The organism is Chryseobacterium bernardetii (genome assembly GCF_003815975.1).
In the GTDB taxonomy this organism is placed as follows: domain Bacteria; phylum Bacteroidota; class Bacteroidia; order Flavobacteriales; family Weeksellaceae; genus Chryseobacterium; species Chryseobacterium bernardetii.
The window spans coordinates 4,975,044-4,992,016 of the sequence record NZ_CP033932.1 but is presented as its reverse complement, the minus strand read 5'-3'; the positions used below and the strand labels follow the sequence as shown (position 1 = coordinate 4,992,016).

Genomic DNA, 16,973 nt, shown 5'->3' with positions numbered 1-16,973 from the left:
GCCCTAAATTCTTCTATTTATAGTATTTGGATTGGTTTCTTAAATTCATCAATTGCTACAAAAGTAAAATCACCCACAATTGCTTTTTCTCTTTCGTAAGAATACATCTGTTCAGTATAGATCTCAACGCTTACTTTCATACTGGTTTTTCCAACGTATGAAACTTTTCCGATCAGTTCTACGATAGTTCCGGCAGGAATAGGCTTTTTAAAATCGATCTTGTCACTGCTTACTGTTACCACTCTCTTTCTTGCGAAACGGGTAGCTGCAATGAAGGCTACTTCATCCATCAGCTGCATGGCAGTACCCCCGAAAAGGGTGTCGTAATGATTGGTTGTGTTAGGAAAAACCGCTTTAAAGATTCTGGTTTCGGCAGCTTCAATTCTTTCTTCTGTAGTCATATTTCATTATTAATTAAAGCGAAATGAAATGGTATCAAAACAACAGAATAATAACAGGAACTTTGGAAATCCCTGAAACAATCCATCAGATCAATAAAACTTCAAATCGCGAAAGTTTCTTGTTTAAGAAATCGGCAGGTCTCCTGACTTGTAACATCATTTATCTCCTTCCCATGCCTCGCACAGTGGATCTTTTGATAAAGACTTTAGTTACTTACAGTTGCGCGACAGTCCGTGATTTTCACACGGTTCCCTTTTAATCTGCGGTTATGCAGAACCGGTTTCTGTGATGAATAAGCGTTAAAACTTTTCGGTGCAAAAATAATGAATTTATTCCGGATTATGATAAATAATCTGGCTGATTACTCTTCCCTTTTTGATGGTCCACAGCGTTGTATATCTGTTTTCTCCGGAACCATTGATCATATAAAGAAAGATATTGTCGTTATCCAGGGAAGTTACCCCCACATTGTTGAAATCCATTGTAGGCTGGAACATATTTTTGATGGCTTCTCTTACAAAAACAGAACCTCTTCCTGGCTGTTGAAGTCTTATGGATTTAATTTCCGTCATTCCTTCAGGAAGATCATTGCCAATTCCCCAGGGCTTTACTTTATCTATAGTAAGAAGTTTTCCTTCGGCATCTTTTTCTTTTTTGCGATAGCCGGCATTGGACGGATAAATATCAATAACAACTTTACTCCTTTGGGCTGTAGGAATTTTCGGATCGGAATTATCTGTGAAAATAAGAGATCTTCCGTTTTTAGATTTGGAAGGGGTATAAGCTGGAAGCTGATCTATAAAGGCAATACGTTCCTTATTTACCATCCCTTCCTTGTCAAGGGTTTCATATCGAACAAACGGTTTGTCTTCGTCCTGCTTTTCAGGATATTTAATCCAGATCCATTCCGTTTCTCCCGGAGCAGGTTTTACATAAACAAAAACATCTCCTTTACGCATACGGATCTTATCAACAATTTTTCTGTAATTATCCTTATGTACACGTACATTAGCATACCCTTCTTCAGCTTTTACAACACCAAAAGGAACTTTATTCTGACCTTTAACGTAAGCTAAAGAAAAAATACTGAATGCAGATAAGTAAAATGCTTTGTTTATTGAAATCATTATAACAGATTTTTAATTCCCAAATATATAAATTAAATGCTTTTCGGAAGATAATTATACCGTTGTAGTTCTTTTAAATCTTGTATTGGCTTTAAATATCCGTTGGAAAGAAGGTATATATCATTTGAAATATCAAAAATATCCAGGTAATTATGATCTGAAATAATAATACCCTTGTTTATCATTTGTAAGCGGATCAGTTTTTTTAACTCTTCGGATATTTTAGGTGAAAGACTATGAAAAGGCTCATCTAATAAAATAAAGTCAGAATCAGAATGAATGATAAGAAGCGCTTCAATTATTCTAAGTTCGCCTAAGGAAAGGTTTTTAGGTTTCTCATGCAGAAAAGGCTTGATAAGACTTGAAGAATACAGTAAGTCTGTATTTTCCTTATTGCAGAAAAGCGGAATCAGTTTCTTGATTTTCTCATTTTTAGGTAAAAAGGAATTTTGAGGCAAATAAGAAATTTTATTCCTTCTGTCAGACAGATTTCTTAAAACTTTATCATTACATTTTATAAACTGGGTATCACTACTAATGGTACCGAAAATAATCCGGAGTAAAGTAGACTTTCCGGAACCGTTTCTTCCCAATAATCCTATAATCTGACCAGTTTTACAGCCCAGATAAATATCTTGTAAAATAGGCCTGCCATCAAAAGATTTTGTAATACTGTCAATATGGAGCATTTTCATAAGAACTGTGTAATAATCTCTATAAGTAGACTTAAAGATAGGGTGATTCCCCAAAGAAATAATCTTGAAAATCCAAAATTAGCATAGAAATGATATTCATTTTTAAATCTTAATTCATAGACAAAGTAATGAAGAAGGGGAAAAATTAAAAGAATGCTTAACCCAAAAGTTTGAATGTTGAGCGAGAATAAAAAAATGAGCAGCAAAATAAAGAAGGCTGCAGGAATAATCAGTTTTTTATAAAAGATCCAAAGGACAGAAAAATTTTTGGTCATAGCTGTGATTCGTAAATTTTGACCAAAAATACAGAAATGGATAATAACTAAAAAGAGAGCATCCTCAGACACTCTCTTCCATTATTGTATTCAGTTAATTTCCCAGTTCAAAGATCAATGCATTTTCAAGCCGATTAGATTCTCTCTAATTCATCCGCATCAATCGTTGTTTTGAAAGTTCCATAATTCACAATCACCTTATTTCTGGAGATTTTTTCAATAGTTCCTACGCTGGTACTTCCGGTAATTCGGACGCGCTGCCCTATTTTCATCCAGACTGCACGGTCACTCTTACGTTTTTCCTCCAGCTTTTCATTCGTTTCAGCAATCTTTTCTATCACTTCTTCCTTTTTAAGCTGTTGCGTAATTTTTCTTTTCACTACCTGCAGACGCTTGGATTCATCTTTATCAGCACCTAGTTTTCTGAATTTTTCCTGTTCAAGCAACTTTACAAAATCTTTTACCACATCTTTTCTGGATTTTCCTTTCGTATAGCTATCAATGAAAGCTTCAATCTTGTTCCCGAACTGAAGTTTACGGTGTTCCTCCTCATATAGCTTCTGGAAATTGAAAAGTTTCTGCTGAAGCTGGTCATTCAGCTTCTGAAGGTTATCACGTTTATCTTCTACAGATTCTTTTCTTTCTGCAAGATCAGACTTCAGTTTTTCAACTTCAAACTTCTCCTGTTGCAGTTTTACGATCGTTTTATCAAGATTCACAATATCATGCTCTACCTTTTTCTTGGCAGAATGAATAATAAACCTTGGGATCTTATTCTTTTCAGCCACTTCAAAAGTAAAAGAGCTTCCAGCCTGTCCTACTTCCAGCTTATACATAGGTTCCAGTGTTTCCTCATTGAAAAGCATCGCTGCATTCTGAGCGTTCGGAAGTTGTTCTATAACCAGCTTGATATTGGTGTAATGCGTTGTAATAATCGCAAAACTCTTTTTATCATAGAAAAACTCCATGAAACTTTCAGCCAGAGCGCCTCCCAATTCCGGATCAGAGCCTGTTCCGAACTCATCAATCAGTAAAAGCGTGTCTGCGTCAGCCTCACGGATGATTCCGGACATTTTCTTTAATCTTGATGAATAAGTAGAAAGGTGGTTTTCTATAGATTGATTATCACCAATATCAGTCATGATTTTCTCAAAGAAAAACATTTCAGATTTTGGATGAACAGGAACCAGAATACCACTCTGTATCATCAGCTGTAATAATCCGACAGTTTTCAATGTGATTGATTTTCCACCGGCATTTGGCCCGGAAATACAGATAATTCTGTTATATTCTGTTAATGTCAGAGTCTGCGAGTAAATCGTTTTGTTCTCTACCTTATTTCTTAACCACAACAAAGGATGAAAGGCATCTTTTAACCTCAATGTCTTATGACGGTTGATCTTAGGAAGCACTCCATTGATAAGTTCTGCAAACTTAGCTTTGGCTCTCACCAGGTCAAGATCAAAAATATACATCTGATATCTCCAAAGCTGGGGCTGGAATTCTGCCAGTTCAGCAGTAAGCTTTCTTAAAACCTTATCAATCTCTTTTTTTTCTTCCTCTTCATTTTCACGAAGCTTAAAGTAATGCTTTACAACGCTATCCGGCTGGATATAGGTGATAGAACCGGTTTTTGAAATTCCAAGGGTTCTTCCCGGAACTCTTTTCTTAAATCCTGATTTTACCGCTAAAACCCGTTGGTCATCAATAATGGTTTCCCGTATATCATCCAAAAAGTCACTCTGCCCATACGTGGTAAGAGCACGGTTGAAGTTTTCCTGAATTGCTTTTTTAGCATGCTGGATCTCAGTTCTTATCCCTTTTAAGGCAGGAGAAGCTTCACTTTTTACTTCACCAAAACGGTTGAATACCTTATCAACCTTCTCGATGATCTCTTTTCTGAATTCCAGTACAGAAACTTCTTCCAGTAAAGTGGGAAATGTTTCCGGCATGGTAGGGAAGAACTTCTGTAATCTTCCAATCTGTTCCGTGATGGTTTTTATTTTGATGAAAGCACTGTTTTCCAGACGGTAATTCTCAATCAGCATCAGTTTCAGCTCACTTTCAATATCTTCATATTCATCAAACGGAATCGCATTTGAACTTTCAAAACTTGACAGGTATTCTGATGTTTTTTTTAATGAAAGTTCTGCCTCGTCAATTTCCATCGGACGAAGTTGAAGAATTTTTTCTCTTGTTTTCGGAGAATACGCAAATGGGGAGATTTCCGCGAGCAATTGCGGAAACTCTAATTCGTCTAAATCTTCTTTATCTATATACACACTGCAAATTTAGTGAGAATTTTGATTATTACGTATATTTGAGTGATTTACAAAAATAGATTGATGAAAGAATGATTCCTTATTCTGTATTTCTTTCACACGTTTAATGATAATTTTTGATGAAAATATGAAACTGGAAACTGAAAGACTGATCCTGAAAGAGATCAATGAGAGCCATGTAGAGGATATTCTTAAAATCAGAAGCAATGAAATAACGAATTTATATGTGAAAAGAAATTCTCCTAAGACCAATTATGATGCCCTGGAATTTATTCTGCATATTAAAAGAGAAACTCAGGATGGGAAAGTTGCTTTTTGGGGAATAGCATATAAAGATTCCGGGAATCTTATTGGGACCATTTGCCTCTGGAATTTTTCATCAGATAAAACAATGGCGGAAGTAGGGTATGAACTACTGCCTGATTATCATAGAAAAGGAATTATGTCTGAAGCTTTGTCTGTTGTTTTGGAGTATGGATTGAACACATTAGGGTTGCAGAAAATAATAGCCATCACAAGCAGATTCAATGAGAACTCTAAAAAGCTTCTTTTAAAGCATCATTTTATTCTTGAAGAAGGTGAAAGAGACAAACACAATCCAGATAATATTGTTTTCAGTTTTAAAAATATAAAACATTGAATCCATAGGTTTTTTTTCTATCTTTAGCCCCAATAGATGGATAGTATCACAATATGAAAAATGAAATCAAATCCTTAACCGGTTTAAGGGGCATTGTAGCATTATGGGTTGCTTTTTTTCATTTAAGTCATTTTGAAACTGATATTATTCAGACCGTTGTGGGAAAGGGGTATGTGGCAGTAGATATTTTTTTTGTATTAAGTGCGTTTTTATTGGCTGTTTCTTATGCTGGTAAGTTTAAAGCTTTAAATTTTAATGTCTTACAGCTGTTTTATAAGAAAAGAGTTAACAGGATTTATCCTGTCTATATAGCATCTGTTATTTTTATCGTCATATTCTTAATAAAAACTTCAAAAACTAAATTTTTAATTAATGCTGCTTTATTGCAGTGCTTTTTCAATCCTAATTATTCATTAGGCTCAGTATATTGGTCTTTGAGTACAGAGTGGATCTGTTATCTGATATTTCCTTTCCTGCTTTTCTTTACCGTTCGATACAAAATACGCAGTGAAATATTGATTATCACAGGTTTAATTTTAAGAGTAATTCTTCCATATCTTCCTGATAATTTATATTTAAATTCAGAAATGCCCATGCTAATGATTAAATCACCGGATTATCTTGATATTACTTATGGCTTAAATTCACTGATCCGAACGGTATCATCTTATCTGCTGGGAATTGGGCTTGCTTTTTTACCAGGGACCAGGTTCCGCAAAAATATAATCATTTATATTGCATTAATCCTGTCTTTGTTATTGCTGTATACAGAAAAAGGACTCTTTTTTATTCCGTTATTATCGGCTATTATGATTAAGCAGTTATATGATGGTGAAGATAGTATGTTCAAAAGGTTTTTGGGAAGTGATGCTGTTTATTTTCTGGGAAATATTTCATATTCATTATATATTATTCATTATATCGTGCTAAGAGAAAGATTAGTATTCCTGTCATCAAAGCTTATGAATAGCTTTGTTCTGTTGGCCTTATCTATTGTTCTGTCTTATTTCTCTTATATTTTAATTGAAAGAAAAGTGAAGATATTTAAGGTATAATTGGTGGTCTTATTTTAATATTAATTACTTTTGCAATATGACCTGGACAGAAATTTTAGCCCCGATAAAAAGTACAGAATACTTTAAAACACTTTGGGAGAAAGTAAAAAATGAATATGCAACCACTAAGGTATTTCCTCCAAAAAATCAAATCTTCAGAGCGTTGGAAATTACGCCGTTTGAAGATGTTGAGGTGGTGATTATTGGTCAGGATCCCTATCATAACGATTATCAGGCGAATGGTTTATGCTTTTCCGTATCTGAACAGGTTACCGCACCTCCATCCCTTAAAAATATTTTTATTGAATTAAAAGATGACCTTGGAGTGGTGAGAACTTCCAAAGAACTGGATGACTGGGGAAAACAGGGAGTGCTTCTGTTGAATGCTACTCTTACAGTTCGTGCCCATTCACCCAATTCCCATAAAGATCTCGGCTGGGAAACATTTACCAATTATATCATCAAAGAAATTTCAGATAAAAAAGAAAATGTAGTTTTTGTTTTATGGGGTGCTTTTGCACAAAAAAAAGCCGAACTTATTGATCCGGCTAAACATTTTATATTGAAATCAGCACACCCGTCACCGTTTTCTGTTCATAGAGGATTCTTCGGAAGCAAGCCTTTCTCAAAAATTAATGAATATCTTATTTCCAAAGGGAAGAAGCCGATTTCTTGGTAGTATTTGAAGTAGCCCTGTTGCTTTTGATACTTACCCCAATTTTATATTTTCCCTTTAGCTCTTCGGCTCCTCCTGCTTTAGGATATGGAGTGACTTCCTGTAGGGTAATGGTATAACCGTTGAATTCAGCAGATTGATGATAGTTTTTGCTTGGGAAATCCATGCTGGCAAGATTCAGGAGTACAGGCCGGGTAGAGGTTCCCATAACTTCAATTTGAGCAAGAGCAGCCCCGGCCCAAATACAGTTTACCCCTTCAGGGCAGCGGCTGTCTTCGGTAATTCCTTTGAACGTTATGTTCATTTTATAATCCAGAAGAAACTTATTTTCTCCTTCACTTAAATAGATGAGATCATTCTTTTGCTCATCAGATTTTGTATTGGTTGCCATTTCAGTGGTCTTTAGGTCTGCTTTGGCTTTCTTTTGGGCATCACATCCCGTTAATGCGAAAATTCCCAGGCTGAATAAGATGATTTTATGAAGCATGATTTTTCTTTTTGAATTAAATAATATCAAACATATTAAGAAGTACTACCAAAAACATTGCCACACCCACTACAAAGCTGAATCCCGTACCATAAATAAACCCGATTAAAGCTCCTTTAGTAGATTGTAAGGCTTTGTTCATATCCTTGCTGTCGTGAAGCATCTCGCCAATAAATACCCCAGCAAACATTCCGATAAGAAAGCCTAAAGGAATTGGAATGAAAATCCCGACAATGGTTCCTATTACAGAGCCGATACTTCCCCAGCGTGTTCCACCATATTTTCTGTTGGTTCTTGCAGGAATTACGTAGCTTAAAACAACAGAGGCTGCTGTGAGGATCCCAAAAGCCCATATATAAATCATAGGCAGATCCGCATCTGTTCCGAATTTATAGATCAGTAATCCGCAGATACTTAGCAGAAGCCCGGGTAAAACAGGAAGGAATGTACCTAGTATCCCTACAAACAATAAAATAAGACATAGAATATTAATAACAGTTGTATCCATTCTTTTAAATATAGACGAATATATGAAACCTTAGCGATTCAACAAACAGGGCTGATTGTGAAAATACAGTGGATTTTTAAATAATTTAAAGGAATTTTATGAACGGCTTTAAATTTTGGGATGAAAATTGATTGTGAATAGTAACATCATCATCCTTAATTTTATAAATTTGCTGTAATGAAAGATGACCTACAGGAAACCAAGAACTATTTGCAGGAAATAAGCGAACGGTTATACATTTACATTACCCAGATCTCACCCTCCGGGCTGGATTGGATTGTTCATATCATTGTAAAACTGGCCTTGCTCTGTGCTGTGTTCTTAATTGTAGACTTTGTCTTTAAATTCGTCATCAATGCTATTATTCGCTCGTTCCATAACGAAGAGAAATTTCCGGTACTCAAGTCTATTTATCAATCTAAAATTACCAATTCGGTAGCCCATTTTGCCGCCTTGACTGTTGTTGGGGGAATTCAAGAATCAATTTTTCCTGAAGGAGCATTACCCAAGACAACAATTTTCATTTTCCGGTCTGTGAATCTGGGATTGGTAATGATTTTGGCTGGAATGTTGTACAGGTCATTAACTGCATTCAGGAATTATTTCTCCATCAAACAGGATTTCTACAAGATTATGGCCCTGAACGCCATCTCAGAAACGGTGAAGATTTTAGGGATCTTTGTATTCTCAGTGGTGGGTTTATGCGTGATTTTCGGGATTAAGGGAACTACAATTGTGGGAAGCCTTGGGGCGATAACGGCAGTTTTGGTACTTGTTTTCAGGGATACTATTCTGGGATTTGTTACCGGGATTCATGTGGCTACTTCCAAGAATCTGAAAGTAGGAGACTGGATCAGCATTCCCAAATACAGTATTGAAGGAAATATTACTGAAATAAGCCTCCTGACTACAAAAATTACCAATTTTGATAAAACGGTTTCTACCATTCCTACTTATGATTTCCTGACTACGGAAATTAAAAATATGCAGGTAATGTCTGAATCTAATAACAGAAGAATCAAGAAGTCTATTTATTTTAATATCAATTCCTTTAAGTTTCTTACGGATGAGGACATTGAACGTTTAAAAGAAATTAATTTGATTGCAGATTATCTCGAACAGAAAAGAGTGGAAATCAGAAGTGAAAAAGAAAACCTGAGCAATAATGATAAAACCATTAACGGAAGGCAGCTTACGAATATCGGGGTTTTCAGGTATTATGCACAAAAATACATAGAAAACGATCCTGATATTGAAGTAAATGCAACAAGAATGGTCCGCCAGCTGGAAATTACCCCGCAAGGGCTTCCTCTTGAGATCTATTGTTTTGCCAATGATTCCAAATGGGAACATTTTGAACAGATCCAGGCTGATATTTTTGATCATTTGCTGGTAGCATCCAAAGAATTTGAGCTTCAGGTGATGCAGGTAAGTGTTAAAGTATAAAGAGATAATGCTCTAAAAAATAAACTTAAGTGATAATACAGTTAGAATACCTTAGTGAAGTCGTAAGCCCGGATAAACATCCAGCTTCTGCCTTCCATCTTCTAACTTCTGTTATCTAACATCTAAATATAAAAATGACAAAACTAAGCGTAAACATCAATAAGATTGCGACATTAAGAAATGCAAGAGGAGGTGAAACACCAAGTGTGACAGAAGCCGCTATAAAGATTCAGGAATTCGGGGGACAGGGAATTACGATTCACCCAAGGCCGGATGAAAGGCACATTACAAGAAAGGATGTCTATGATCTGAAACCATTGGTGACGACTGAGTTTAATATTGAAGGAAATCCGCATCAGTCTTTTATTGATATGGTATTGGATGTAAAGCCTGAGCAGGTAACGCTGGTTCCGGATGCAGATGATGCTATTACGTCCAATGCTGGTTGGGATACTAAAAAACACCAGGATTACCTTACGGAAATCATCGCAGAATTTAAAAATGCAGGTATTCGTACATCTATCTTTCTTGATCCCCTACCGGAACTGGTAGAATATGCCGCAAAAACCGGAGCAGATAGAATTGAGCTTTATACGGAAGCTTATGCAAAAAACTACTTATCCAATAAAGAGCAGGCTATCAAACCTTATTATGATACCGCTGTTGCTGCTAATGAATTTGGTTTAGGAATTAATGCAGGACATGATCTGAGCCTTGAAAACCTGAAGTATTTTGCAGATACTATTCCAAATCTGTTAGAAGTATCCATCGGACATGCCTTGATCTCTGAAGCGTTATACATGGGCTTAGAAAATACAGTTCAGTCTTATTTGAAGAGATTGGCGAAATGGTAAAATAGATGCCGGATGTAAGATTTAGATTTTATAGTAAAAGTCTTGTCCTGATCCTCCGGAATCTGTATTTCAAATCTGTTATTTAAAAAAATATGGAAATCTTAAATTCAAAAATATTTGGCGAAAGTTCTGCCGCTACGCCGCTTTTAGTATTCCACGGATTGTTTGGGATGCTTGATAACTGGGGAAGTTTCGGAAAAGATCTTGGAGAATATCTTCCGGTACACCTTATAGATCTTAGAAATCATGGAAGAAGTTTTCATTCCGATGATATGTCTCACGATGATCTTGCTGATGACATTGCCCGTTATATGGAACATTATGGTATTCAGAAAGCGCATGTTCTAGGACATTCTCTGGGAGGGAAAGCTGTGATGCAGTTTGCTATAAAATATCCTGAAAAAGTAGAAAAGCTGATTGTGGTTGATATTTCACCCAAAGCTTACCCACCACATCATCAGGGAATCATCAAGGCCCTTGAAACGGTGGATTTTAATACCGTAAGCTCAAGGAATGAGGTGGAAGCTATTTTGAGTCAGTATATCCCTGAAAAATCAACAATACAGTTTTTAACGAAGAACCTGTACTGGGATGATAATAAAAAGCTGAACTGGAGGTTTAACCTTAAAACGCTGTCTGAAAAGTATAATGAATTTGTTTCCAATGCTGTGAAATTTGGCGTTTTTGAAGGGGAAACCCTGTTTATTGCGGGGGAAAAATCTAATTACATCCTGCCGCAGGATGAATATGGAATCAAACAGCAGTTTCCAAAAGCTAAGATTGTAACCGTTAAAAATGCAGGCCATTGGGTTCAGGCTGAAAACCCTGTTGATTTTGCTATTGTTGTTAAGCAATTCCTTGGTTTGGATTAATAATATTCTTTCTATTTTGATTATATGTTAAAATTATCTTAAAATATTGAATTATTTCTCCATGAGTTGAAAAAGTTTGTATATTCGATTATCAAATAAATAAACATATTAACTTATGAAAGACAAAAACTCAAAAAAGAAACCGTTTTTCGCGTCATTTCTTGAAAAACAACTTAAAGATCCGGAAACAGTGAAAGGAGGAACTGATATTACAATTCCTGAGAGAGACGCTGTTACAAAGCCTACTTTGGATGGTGTAACATCTAAGTTAACCGATATGGATCATACCATGAAATATCCTTCTGATGGGGATGATGATACCGCTGAACTATAAAAATGATTATTTTACGGTAACATATAAAAAAATTGTAACAAAGGGGGAAACTTAACATGTTAAGTTTCCCTTTTTAATAAAATCGGCGAATGATTCTCTGTATTACCCACTCACAGGATTTTTATACTATTGATCGTTTTTTTCAGTATCTTTCTTCTAAAAATATTCCTTATTTCAGACTGAATTCTGATCAGTTGAATCATCTACAGAAAATCAGCATCAGTGAAGATTCATTCCAGATTACTGGTGAAGATGGGAAATCTGTCAGTTCCAATGATATTACAGGAGTATGGAATAGAAAAATATGGCGGATAAGCGTCCCTGAGGAATTGGATCAGGAATACGAAAAAATATTCCTGAATGAATATGCCCATCTCCGCTACAATCTGTTTACCCAACTGCAGCATCTTCCATGGATTAATCCTTACGAAAATGAAAAGAAAGTTGATGGAAATAAAATGTTTCAGCTGAAAGTAGCGAAACGAAATCATCTGACGATTCCCCCTACTGTTTTTACCAACGATGAAGAGAAAGTAAAAGCTTTTTTTGAAGAGCATTGCTCAGGAAAAGCTATTGCTAAACTTCACGGAGTAATCCGTAAAACAATGAGTGGTGAAAACCTGATTTCCACAATGGTAATAGAGCAGGAAACGCTGGAGAACCTTTCGGGTATGATCTATTGTCCTATGATTTTTCAACCTTATATAAATAAAGAATATGAACTGAGGATTATGTATGTAGACGGGGAATTTTATACGGGAAAGATCAACAACAGTGAAAATGCAGACTGGAGGGTGAGCCATAAAGACTATTTCTGGACAGCTTATGAACTGCCTGCCGATATCAGAACCAATCTGACGTCTATGATGAAGGAAATGGGATTGTATACGGGAGCTATTGATATGATCCGTGGTAAAGATGGGAAGTATTATTTTCTGGAAGTCAATCCGCAGGGAGAGTGGGGAATGCTGCAAAAAGAACTGGGATTTCCCATTGCAGAAAGAATTGCCGATAACCTTATTAAAAGAATCAATATCCATGAATAAAATTTTAATTATAACACATACTGCAGATAATTTTTCCATTGAAAAAGTAACGGAATATATTAAAGAGAATAATTGTGAGGTCATTCGTTTTGATGTTGACCTGTATCCTTTACAAAATAAACTGTCGACTGTTTTCCAGGATGGGAAATGGATCACATTGCTTGAAACATCAGAGAAAAAATACCGGTTGGAAGATATTTCAGCAGTCTGGTATCGACGGGCTTACAATATCGGGAAAGGGTTGAAGGATGAAATAGATGCCAAATTCCTGGGTGCCGCTATGGGGGAGATCCGTAATACTTTATTTGGTTTCTTTGAATCTGTTGATGTGTATTCATTAGGCAAACCAAGTGTGTACAGAAGACTCGACAGTAAGGAAGAACAGCTCAAAATAGCTCATAAAATAGGGCTTTTAATACCGGAAACCTGCCTCACCAATAGCCCTGCAGAAGCAAAACAGTTTATCCTTAAACACAAGAATGTGGTCGCTAAAATGCAAACCGGTTTTGCAATTTATGAAGATGGTGTAGAAAGCGTGGTCTTTACCAATGTGGTGAGTGAAGACAAACTTGAAGAGCTGGATTCACTGCTGTATTGCCCAATGCAGTTTCAGAAAATGATTCAAAAGAAAAAAGAACTGCGGGTGACGATTGTGGGAAGAGATGTGTATGCTTTTGAAGTAGATTCCCAACAGTTTGAAGACGCTAAAGTAGACTGGCGAAAAGATGGGGTTAATCTGTTAGATAAATGGACGCAGACACAATTACCGCCAGATGTTGAAGAAAAACTTCTGGAACTTCTGGATGTTTATCATGTAGACTATGGCGCGATAGATATTATTGTTTCTCCTGAAGATGAATATTATTTTATCGAAATCAATGCAGCCGGAGAGTTCTTCTGGCTGGATAAACTTACGGAAGGAAACCTTATCTCCAGAAGTATTGCAGATGTGCTTTGTGATAAAGCTCCTAGAAGAGATAATGTGGTAATGGTATAAATGATTAATTTTTATATAGTGGCTCTGGAAGTTGTAATGCTTTCAGGGCTTTTTTATTAAACCACTCCGTCAAAACCTCCTAAATTTTTGCCAGCGCTGCAGTAGATGAGAATTTTTTACGTTTTCAACGGAGGTATTTTTAAAAACTTATGTGCTCAAAGAAAAATGTTTTTTGACTTTATTAACGATTCGATTTGTGGTTGAAATAAAAGTACTCTGTATTTAAATTTCATATTTTCTGATTTTCAGAATGATAATATTGGTTAAATAAAGTTGAATTTTGTTTTAAAAATCGCAAATTTGCAAAAGCAGTTTTTCAGGTAACTTTTATAGGAACCTGAAGAATTGCCGGATAAAAAATATTGTCATATTTTAGTCAGCAATCAAGCAACATAATTTAATGGTTTTTGTAACGGGTGCAACCGGAATTCTGGGGAGAATAATCGTGCTGGAGCTTCTTAAAAGAGGTAAAAGCGTACGTGCTTCCAAAAGACCGGGCAGCAATTTAAACGAAGTAAGGCATTCATACAGCTTTTATACGGAGAATCCTGATGATTTTTTCAATAAGATAGAATGGGTTAATGTGGATTTTGATGATATTGATTCCTTAAAGGATGCTTTGAAAGGAGTAGATGAGGTCTACCACTGTGCCGCAAAAGTGAGCTTTCATCCCAAAGATGAGAAAGAAATGTACCATACGAATATTAAAGGTACTGAAAATCTGTTGTATGCCTGCGAAGATTCCAGTGTCAGAAAATTTCTGCATGTAAGCTCTGTAGCCGTTTTAGATAACTATAATGAGAAAGGAGAGCTTGATGAAGGTTCCGATTTCAATCCAAAATTAGAACATTCTGCCTATGCTATTTCCAAACACTTATCTGAAATGGAAGTCTGGAGAGCCTCAGCAGAAGGAATGAACGTAGTTATCATCAATCCTGGAATGATCGTAGGAAGTGGAAACTGGACACAAAGCAGCGGTGAGCTTTTCTCAACCTTTGAAGATAACAGCTTTACGTTTGCCGGCGGATCTGCTTATGTGGATGTGAGAGATGTTGCTAAAACTGCCATTGAACTGATGGAAAACAATATTTTTGGGGAACGTTTTATTATTGTTGCCGAAAATAACAGATATGCCGATCTGGCAAAACAGATCAGGACCCGATTGGGCCTTAAAGAAGCAAAAATTCTTGCAAGATGGCAATTAAACATAGGAAAATGGGCTAATACTCTTTTCGGATGGCTGATTCCTAAGCTTAGAATGATCACAGAATCCAATATTGAGGCTATCTCTTCATTCAACACCATTTCCAATCACAAAGTCAAGGAAAAACTGAATTATCAGTTTATTCCCATCCAAGAAAGCATAGACTTTCACCTGAACAATTATATTAACGACAAAAAGCTGAAGAAATGAATCTTGCAGAGGCAATAATCCTTAAAAATGTAGAAAAACATCCTATTAAAGCAGCCATTGGTTTTAAAAAGAAAGAAGAAGCCTGGAAAGAGCTGAGCTGGAAGAAATTCAGTGAAATTATTTTTAAAACCGCCAATGCACTAAAAGGAGCAGGTGTTCAGGAAAATGATAAAGTGGCTATTTATTCAGATAATTCATCTGAATGGATGATAATGGATTTGGCAGCAATGTCTATTGGAGCAGTTACTGTTCCAATTTATTCTACGAATAATGCTGAGCAGGCAGAATATATCATTAAAGATTCCGGAACGAAGGTGATCCTGGTAGGAAACCAAATGCAGTACGATGCCTGTCTGGAACTTTTACACAAAGAAGATAATTATCTTGAAACCATTATTGTTTCTAAAAAAGCAGTGTGGATCAAGAAAGAATTCAGCAGCTTTTATCTTGAAGATTTCATTGCCAAGGCTTCTCCAAAACTGGAGATCTGCAAAAGAGAATATGACGATACGGCTACGCTGATCTATACTTCGGGTACCACAGGAATACCTAAAGGGGTTATGCTTACCCATGGGAATTTCATCAAGGCATTCGATTCCCATTTTGAATTTTTTAAATTTAAAAACTTTGAAGAAGAGCTTTCATTGGCATTCTTACCATTAAGCCATGTTTTTGAAAGAAGCTGGAGTTTATTGTGCCTTTATGGTGGTGCAAGGGTTTATTTCCTTGAAGATCCGAAAAACGTAGCCAAAGCATTGGAGGAAGTAAAGCCTACTGCCATGTGTGCGGTACCGAGATTCTTCCAGAAAGTATATGCCGGAGTTCTTGAAAAAGCAGAAGAAGGTTCATCCTTAAAGAAAAAGATTTTTGATTGGGCTTTAAAAACCGGCTGGGAAACTGCAGAATTAAGAAGAAATGAAAGACCAATTCCTTTTGGGTTAAAATTAAAAGAATCTGTTGCAGATATGTTGGTCTTCAGTAAGATCAAGGAAAAAATGGGTGGAAGATTATGGTTTTTACCTTGTGGTGGAGCCTCACTATCTCCGGAAGTTACCAGATTCTTTGAATCTGTAGGGATCCATGTTACCGTTGGATATGGTTTAACAGAAACTACAGCTACCTTAACGCTTTTCCCTTTAACTCATTTTGAGCATGCAACAAGCGGTAAACCACTGCCAGGAGTAGAAATCCGTATTGGAGAAAGTGATGAGATCCAGGCCAGAGGAAACGGGATCATGAAAGGATATTATAACAGACCTGAAGAAACTCAGAAAGTATTTACAGAAGACGGCTGGTTTAAAACAGGTGATGCGGGTAAATTAGATGATAAAGGAAATCTGATTATTACAGACAGACTTAAGGATCTGATGAAAACTTCCAACGGAAAATATATCGCACCGCAACAGATTGAAAATCTTCTGACCAATAATAATTTCATTCAGCAGATTATGCTGGTAGCGGAAGGAAGACAGTTTGTATCTGCCTTAATTGTTCCGAATTTTGAGTTTTTACAGGACTATATTAAAAAGAACAATATACCATTCACCCATTGGGAAGATATGGTGAAAAACGAAAAGATAATCAACCTTTATAAAGATAAGATTAAAGAGCTGCAAAATCACCTTGCCGATTATGAGAAAGTGAAAAAATTCACGCTGATGCCGGCAGAATTTGACATCAATACAGGAGAAATCACCCCAACATTGAAAGTTAAAAGAAACGTGGTTCTTAAAAAATATGCAGATATTATAGAGAAGATGTATTAACAGGCTTATAAACCACAAAAGTCACAAAAGTTTTTAATACTTAAGTTTTTAAAATTGCCAGCTTTGTGTTTAACAAGTACACTTAAGTTTTGTAAAA

Annotated in this window: 17 protein-coding genes and 1 riboswitch; of the genes, 11 read left to right on the top strand and 6 right to left on the bottom strand. The window is 36.1% G+C overall.

The window, feature by feature from the left end:
- Positions 1-17 precede the first annotated feature (17 nt).
- From EG339_RS22685 to EG339_RS22670, 4 genes are all read right to left on the bottom strand, one after another.
- Entirely contained in the window at positions 18-401 is a 384-nt protein-coding gene (locus EG339_RS22685) for an acyl-CoA thioesterase (protein ID WP_047098292.1), read from the bottom strand.
- Positions 402-517: 116 nt separating this feature from the next.
- Positions 518-698, bottom strand: a riboswitch (cobalamin riboswitch).
- A gap of 33 nt (positions 699-731) precedes the next feature.
- Positions 732-1,529 carry a hypothetical protein gene (locus EG339_RS22680; protein WP_228459668.1) on the bottom strand — a complete coding sequence of 266 codons (798 nt, stop codon included), beginning with the start codon at positions 1,527-1,529 and terminating at the stop codon, positions 732-734.
- Positions 1,530-1,561: 32 nt separating this feature from the next.
- On the bottom strand, positions 1,562-2,224 hold the full coding sequence (locus EG339_RS22675; protein ID WP_123872283.1) for an ATP-binding cassette domain-containing protein: 663 nt from the start codon (positions 2,222-2,224) through the stop codon (positions 1,562-1,564).
- 409 nt (positions 2,225-2,633) lie between these two features.
- Complete coding sequence (locus EG339_RS22670; protein ID WP_123872282.1) at positions 2,634-4,781, bottom strand: endonuclease MutS2; 2,148 nt, start codon at positions 4,779-4,781, stop codon at positions 2,634-2,636.
- 127 nt (positions 4,782-4,908) lie between these two features.
- Between EG339_RS22670 and EG339_RS22665 the strand changes: the two genes are divergently transcribed.
- Genes EG339_RS22665 through EG339_RS22655 form a run of 3 tightly spaced genes read left to right on the top strand, consistent with a single transcriptional unit; the run spans position 4,909 to position 7,155 of the window.
- Positions 4,909-5,421: a GNAT family N-acetyltransferase gene (locus tag EG339_RS22665; protein WP_123872281.1), complete on the top strand. Its 513-nt coding sequence runs from the start codon at positions 4,909-4,911 to the stop codon at positions 5,419-5,421.
- A gap of 53 nt (positions 5,422-5,474) precedes the next feature.
- The gene (locus tag EG339_RS22660; protein WP_123872280.1) at positions 5,475-6,476 is read left to right on the top strand and encodes an acyltransferase family protein; all 1,002 of its coding nucleotides are present in this window, start codon (positions 5,475-5,477) and stop codon (positions 6,474-6,476) included.
- A 37-nt stretch (positions 6,477-6,513) separates the two neighbouring features.
- Positions 6,514-7,155, top strand: coding sequence for a uracil-DNA glycosylase (locus EG339_RS22655; protein WP_123872279.1), 642 nt, complete (start codon positions 6,514-6,516; stop codon positions 7,153-7,155).
- Here EG339_RS22655 and EG339_RS22650 read toward each other — a convergent pair.
- Complete coding sequence (locus EG339_RS22650; RefSeq protein WP_123872278.1) at positions 7,121-7,639, bottom strand: hypothetical protein; 519 nt, start codon at positions 7,637-7,639, stop codon at positions 7,121-7,123. The two genes, EG339_RS22655 and EG339_RS22650, sit on opposite strands and share 35 nt — an antisense overlap.
- A gap of 16 nt (positions 7,640-7,655) precedes the next feature.
- Positions 7,656-8,147: a DUF456 domain-containing protein gene (locus tag EG339_RS22645; RefSeq protein ID WP_123872277.1), complete on the bottom strand. Its 492-nt coding sequence runs from the start codon at positions 8,145-8,147 to the stop codon at positions 7,656-7,658.
- 177 nt (positions 8,148-8,324) lie between these two features.
- Between EG339_RS22645 and EG339_RS22640 the strand changes: the two genes are divergently transcribed.
- The 8 genes from EG339_RS22640 (at position 8,325) to EG339_RS22605 (ending at position 16,876) form a co-directional block, all read left to right on the top strand.
- Positions 8,325-9,593 (top strand): mechanosensitive ion channel family protein, encoded by a 1,269-nt coding sequence (locus EG339_RS22640; protein ID WP_123872276.1) that lies wholly within the window; start codon positions 8,325-8,327, stop codon positions 9,591-9,593.
- A gap of 134 nt (positions 9,594-9,727) precedes the next feature.
- Complete coding sequence (locus EG339_RS22635) at positions 9,728-10,447, top strand: pyridoxine 5'-phosphate synthase (protein WP_123872275.1); 720 nt, start codon at positions 9,728-9,730, stop codon at positions 10,445-10,447.
- A 92-nt stretch (positions 10,448-10,539) separates the two neighbouring features.
- Positions 10,540-11,319 carry an alpha/beta fold hydrolase gene (locus tag EG339_RS22630; protein ID WP_123872274.1) on the top strand — a complete coding sequence of 260 codons (780 nt, stop codon included), beginning with the start codon at positions 10,540-10,542 and terminating at the stop codon, positions 11,317-11,319.
- A gap of 115 nt (positions 11,320-11,434) precedes the next feature.
- Complete coding sequence (locus tag EG339_RS22625; RefSeq protein WP_123872273.1) at positions 11,435-11,653, top strand: microviridin/marinostatin family tricyclic proteinase inhibitor; 219 nt, start codon at positions 11,435-11,437, stop codon at positions 11,651-11,653.
- 89 nt (positions 11,654-11,742) lie between these two features.
- A complete protein-coding gene (locus tag EG339_RS22620; protein WP_123872272.1) occupies positions 11,743-12,699 on the top strand; it encodes an MvdC/MvdD family ATP grasp protein in 957 nt (318 codons plus the stop codon).
- A complete protein-coding gene (locus tag EG339_RS22615) occupies positions 12,692-13,696 on the top strand; it encodes an MvdD family ATP-grasp ribosomal peptide maturase (protein ID WP_123872271.1) in 1,005 nt (334 codons plus the stop codon). Before EG339_RS22620 ends, EG339_RS22615 begins: the two co-directional genes overlap by 8 nt.
- A 400-nt stretch (positions 13,697-14,096) precedes the next feature.
- Positions 14,097-15,110: an NAD-dependent epimerase/dehydratase family protein gene (locus tag EG339_RS22610; RefSeq protein ID WP_123872270.1), complete on the top strand. Its 1,014-nt coding sequence runs from the start codon at positions 14,097-14,099 to the stop codon at positions 15,108-15,110.
- Positions 15,107-16,876, top strand: a complete 1,770-nt coding sequence (locus EG339_RS22605; protein WP_123872269.1) for an AMP-dependent synthetase/ligase — start codon at positions 15,107-15,109, stop codon at positions 16,874-16,876. Before EG339_RS22610 ends, EG339_RS22605 begins: the two co-directional genes overlap by 4 nt.
- Positions 16,877-16,973: the final 97 nt, after the last annotated feature.

What these genes read in the sequence shown, in the direction of transcription:
- EG339_RS22685 (WP_047098292.1), bottom strand. Translation starts at nt 401, where the DNA reads ATGACTACAGAAGAAAGAATTGAAGCTGCCGAAACCAGAATCTTTAAA.
- EG339_RS22680 (WP_228459668.1), bottom strand. Translation starts at nt 1,529, where the DNA reads ATGATTTCAATAAACAAAGCATTTTACTTATCTGCATTCAGTATTTTT.
- EG339_RS22675 (WP_123872283.1), bottom strand. Translation starts at nt 2,224, where the DNA reads ATGAAAATGCTCCATATTGACAGTATTACAAAATCTTTTGATGGCAGG.
- EG339_RS22665 (WP_123872281.1), top strand. Translation starts at nt 4,909, where the DNA reads ATGAAACTGGAAACTGAAAGACTGATCCTGAAAGAGATCAATGAGAGC.
- EG339_RS22660 (WP_123872280.1), top strand. Translation starts at nt 5,475, where the DNA reads ATGAAAAATGAAATCAAATCCTTAACCGGTTTAAGGGGCATTGTAGCA.
- EG339_RS22655 (WP_123872279.1), top strand. Translation starts at nt 6,514, where the DNA reads ATGACCTGGACAGAAATTTTAGCCCCGATAAAAAGTACAGAATACTTT.
- EG339_RS22650 (WP_123872278.1), bottom strand. Translation starts at nt 7,639, where the DNA reads ATGCTTCATAAAATCATCTTATTCAGCCTGGGAATTTTCGCATTAACG.
- EG339_RS22645 (WP_123872277.1), bottom strand. Translation starts at nt 8,147, where the DNA reads ATGGATACAACTGTTATTAATATTCTATGTCTTATTTTATTGTTTGTA.
- EG339_RS22640 (WP_123872276.1), top strand. Translation starts at nt 8,325, where the DNA reads ATGAAAGATGACCTACAGGAAACCAAGAACTATTTGCAGGAAATAAGC.
- EG339_RS22635 (WP_123872275.1), top strand. Translation starts at nt 9,728, where the DNA reads ATGACAAAACTAAGCGTAAACATCAATAAGATTGCGACATTAAGAAAT.
- EG339_RS22630 (WP_123872274.1), top strand. Translation starts at nt 10,540, where the DNA reads ATGGAAATCTTAAATTCAAAAATATTTGGCGAAAGTTCTGCCGCTACG.
- EG339_RS22625 (WP_123872273.1), top strand. Translation starts at nt 11,435, where the DNA reads ATGAAAGACAAAAACTCAAAAAAGAAACCGTTTTTCGCGTCATTTCTT.
- EG339_RS22620 (WP_123872272.1), top strand. Translation starts at nt 11,743, where the DNA reads ATGATTCTCTGTATTACCCACTCACAGGATTTTTATACTATTGATCGT.
- EG339_RS22615 (WP_123872271.1), top strand. Translation starts at nt 12,692, where the DNA reads ATGAATAAAATTTTAATTATAACACATACTGCAGATAATTTTTCCATT.
- EG339_RS22610 (WP_123872270.1), top strand. Translation starts at nt 14,097, where the DNA reads ATGGTTTTTGTAACGGGTGCAACCGGAATTCTGGGGAGAATAATCGTG.
- EG339_RS22605 (WP_123872269.1), top strand. Translation starts at nt 15,107, where the DNA reads ATGAATCTTGCAGAGGCAATAATCCTTAAAAATGTAGAAAAACATCCT.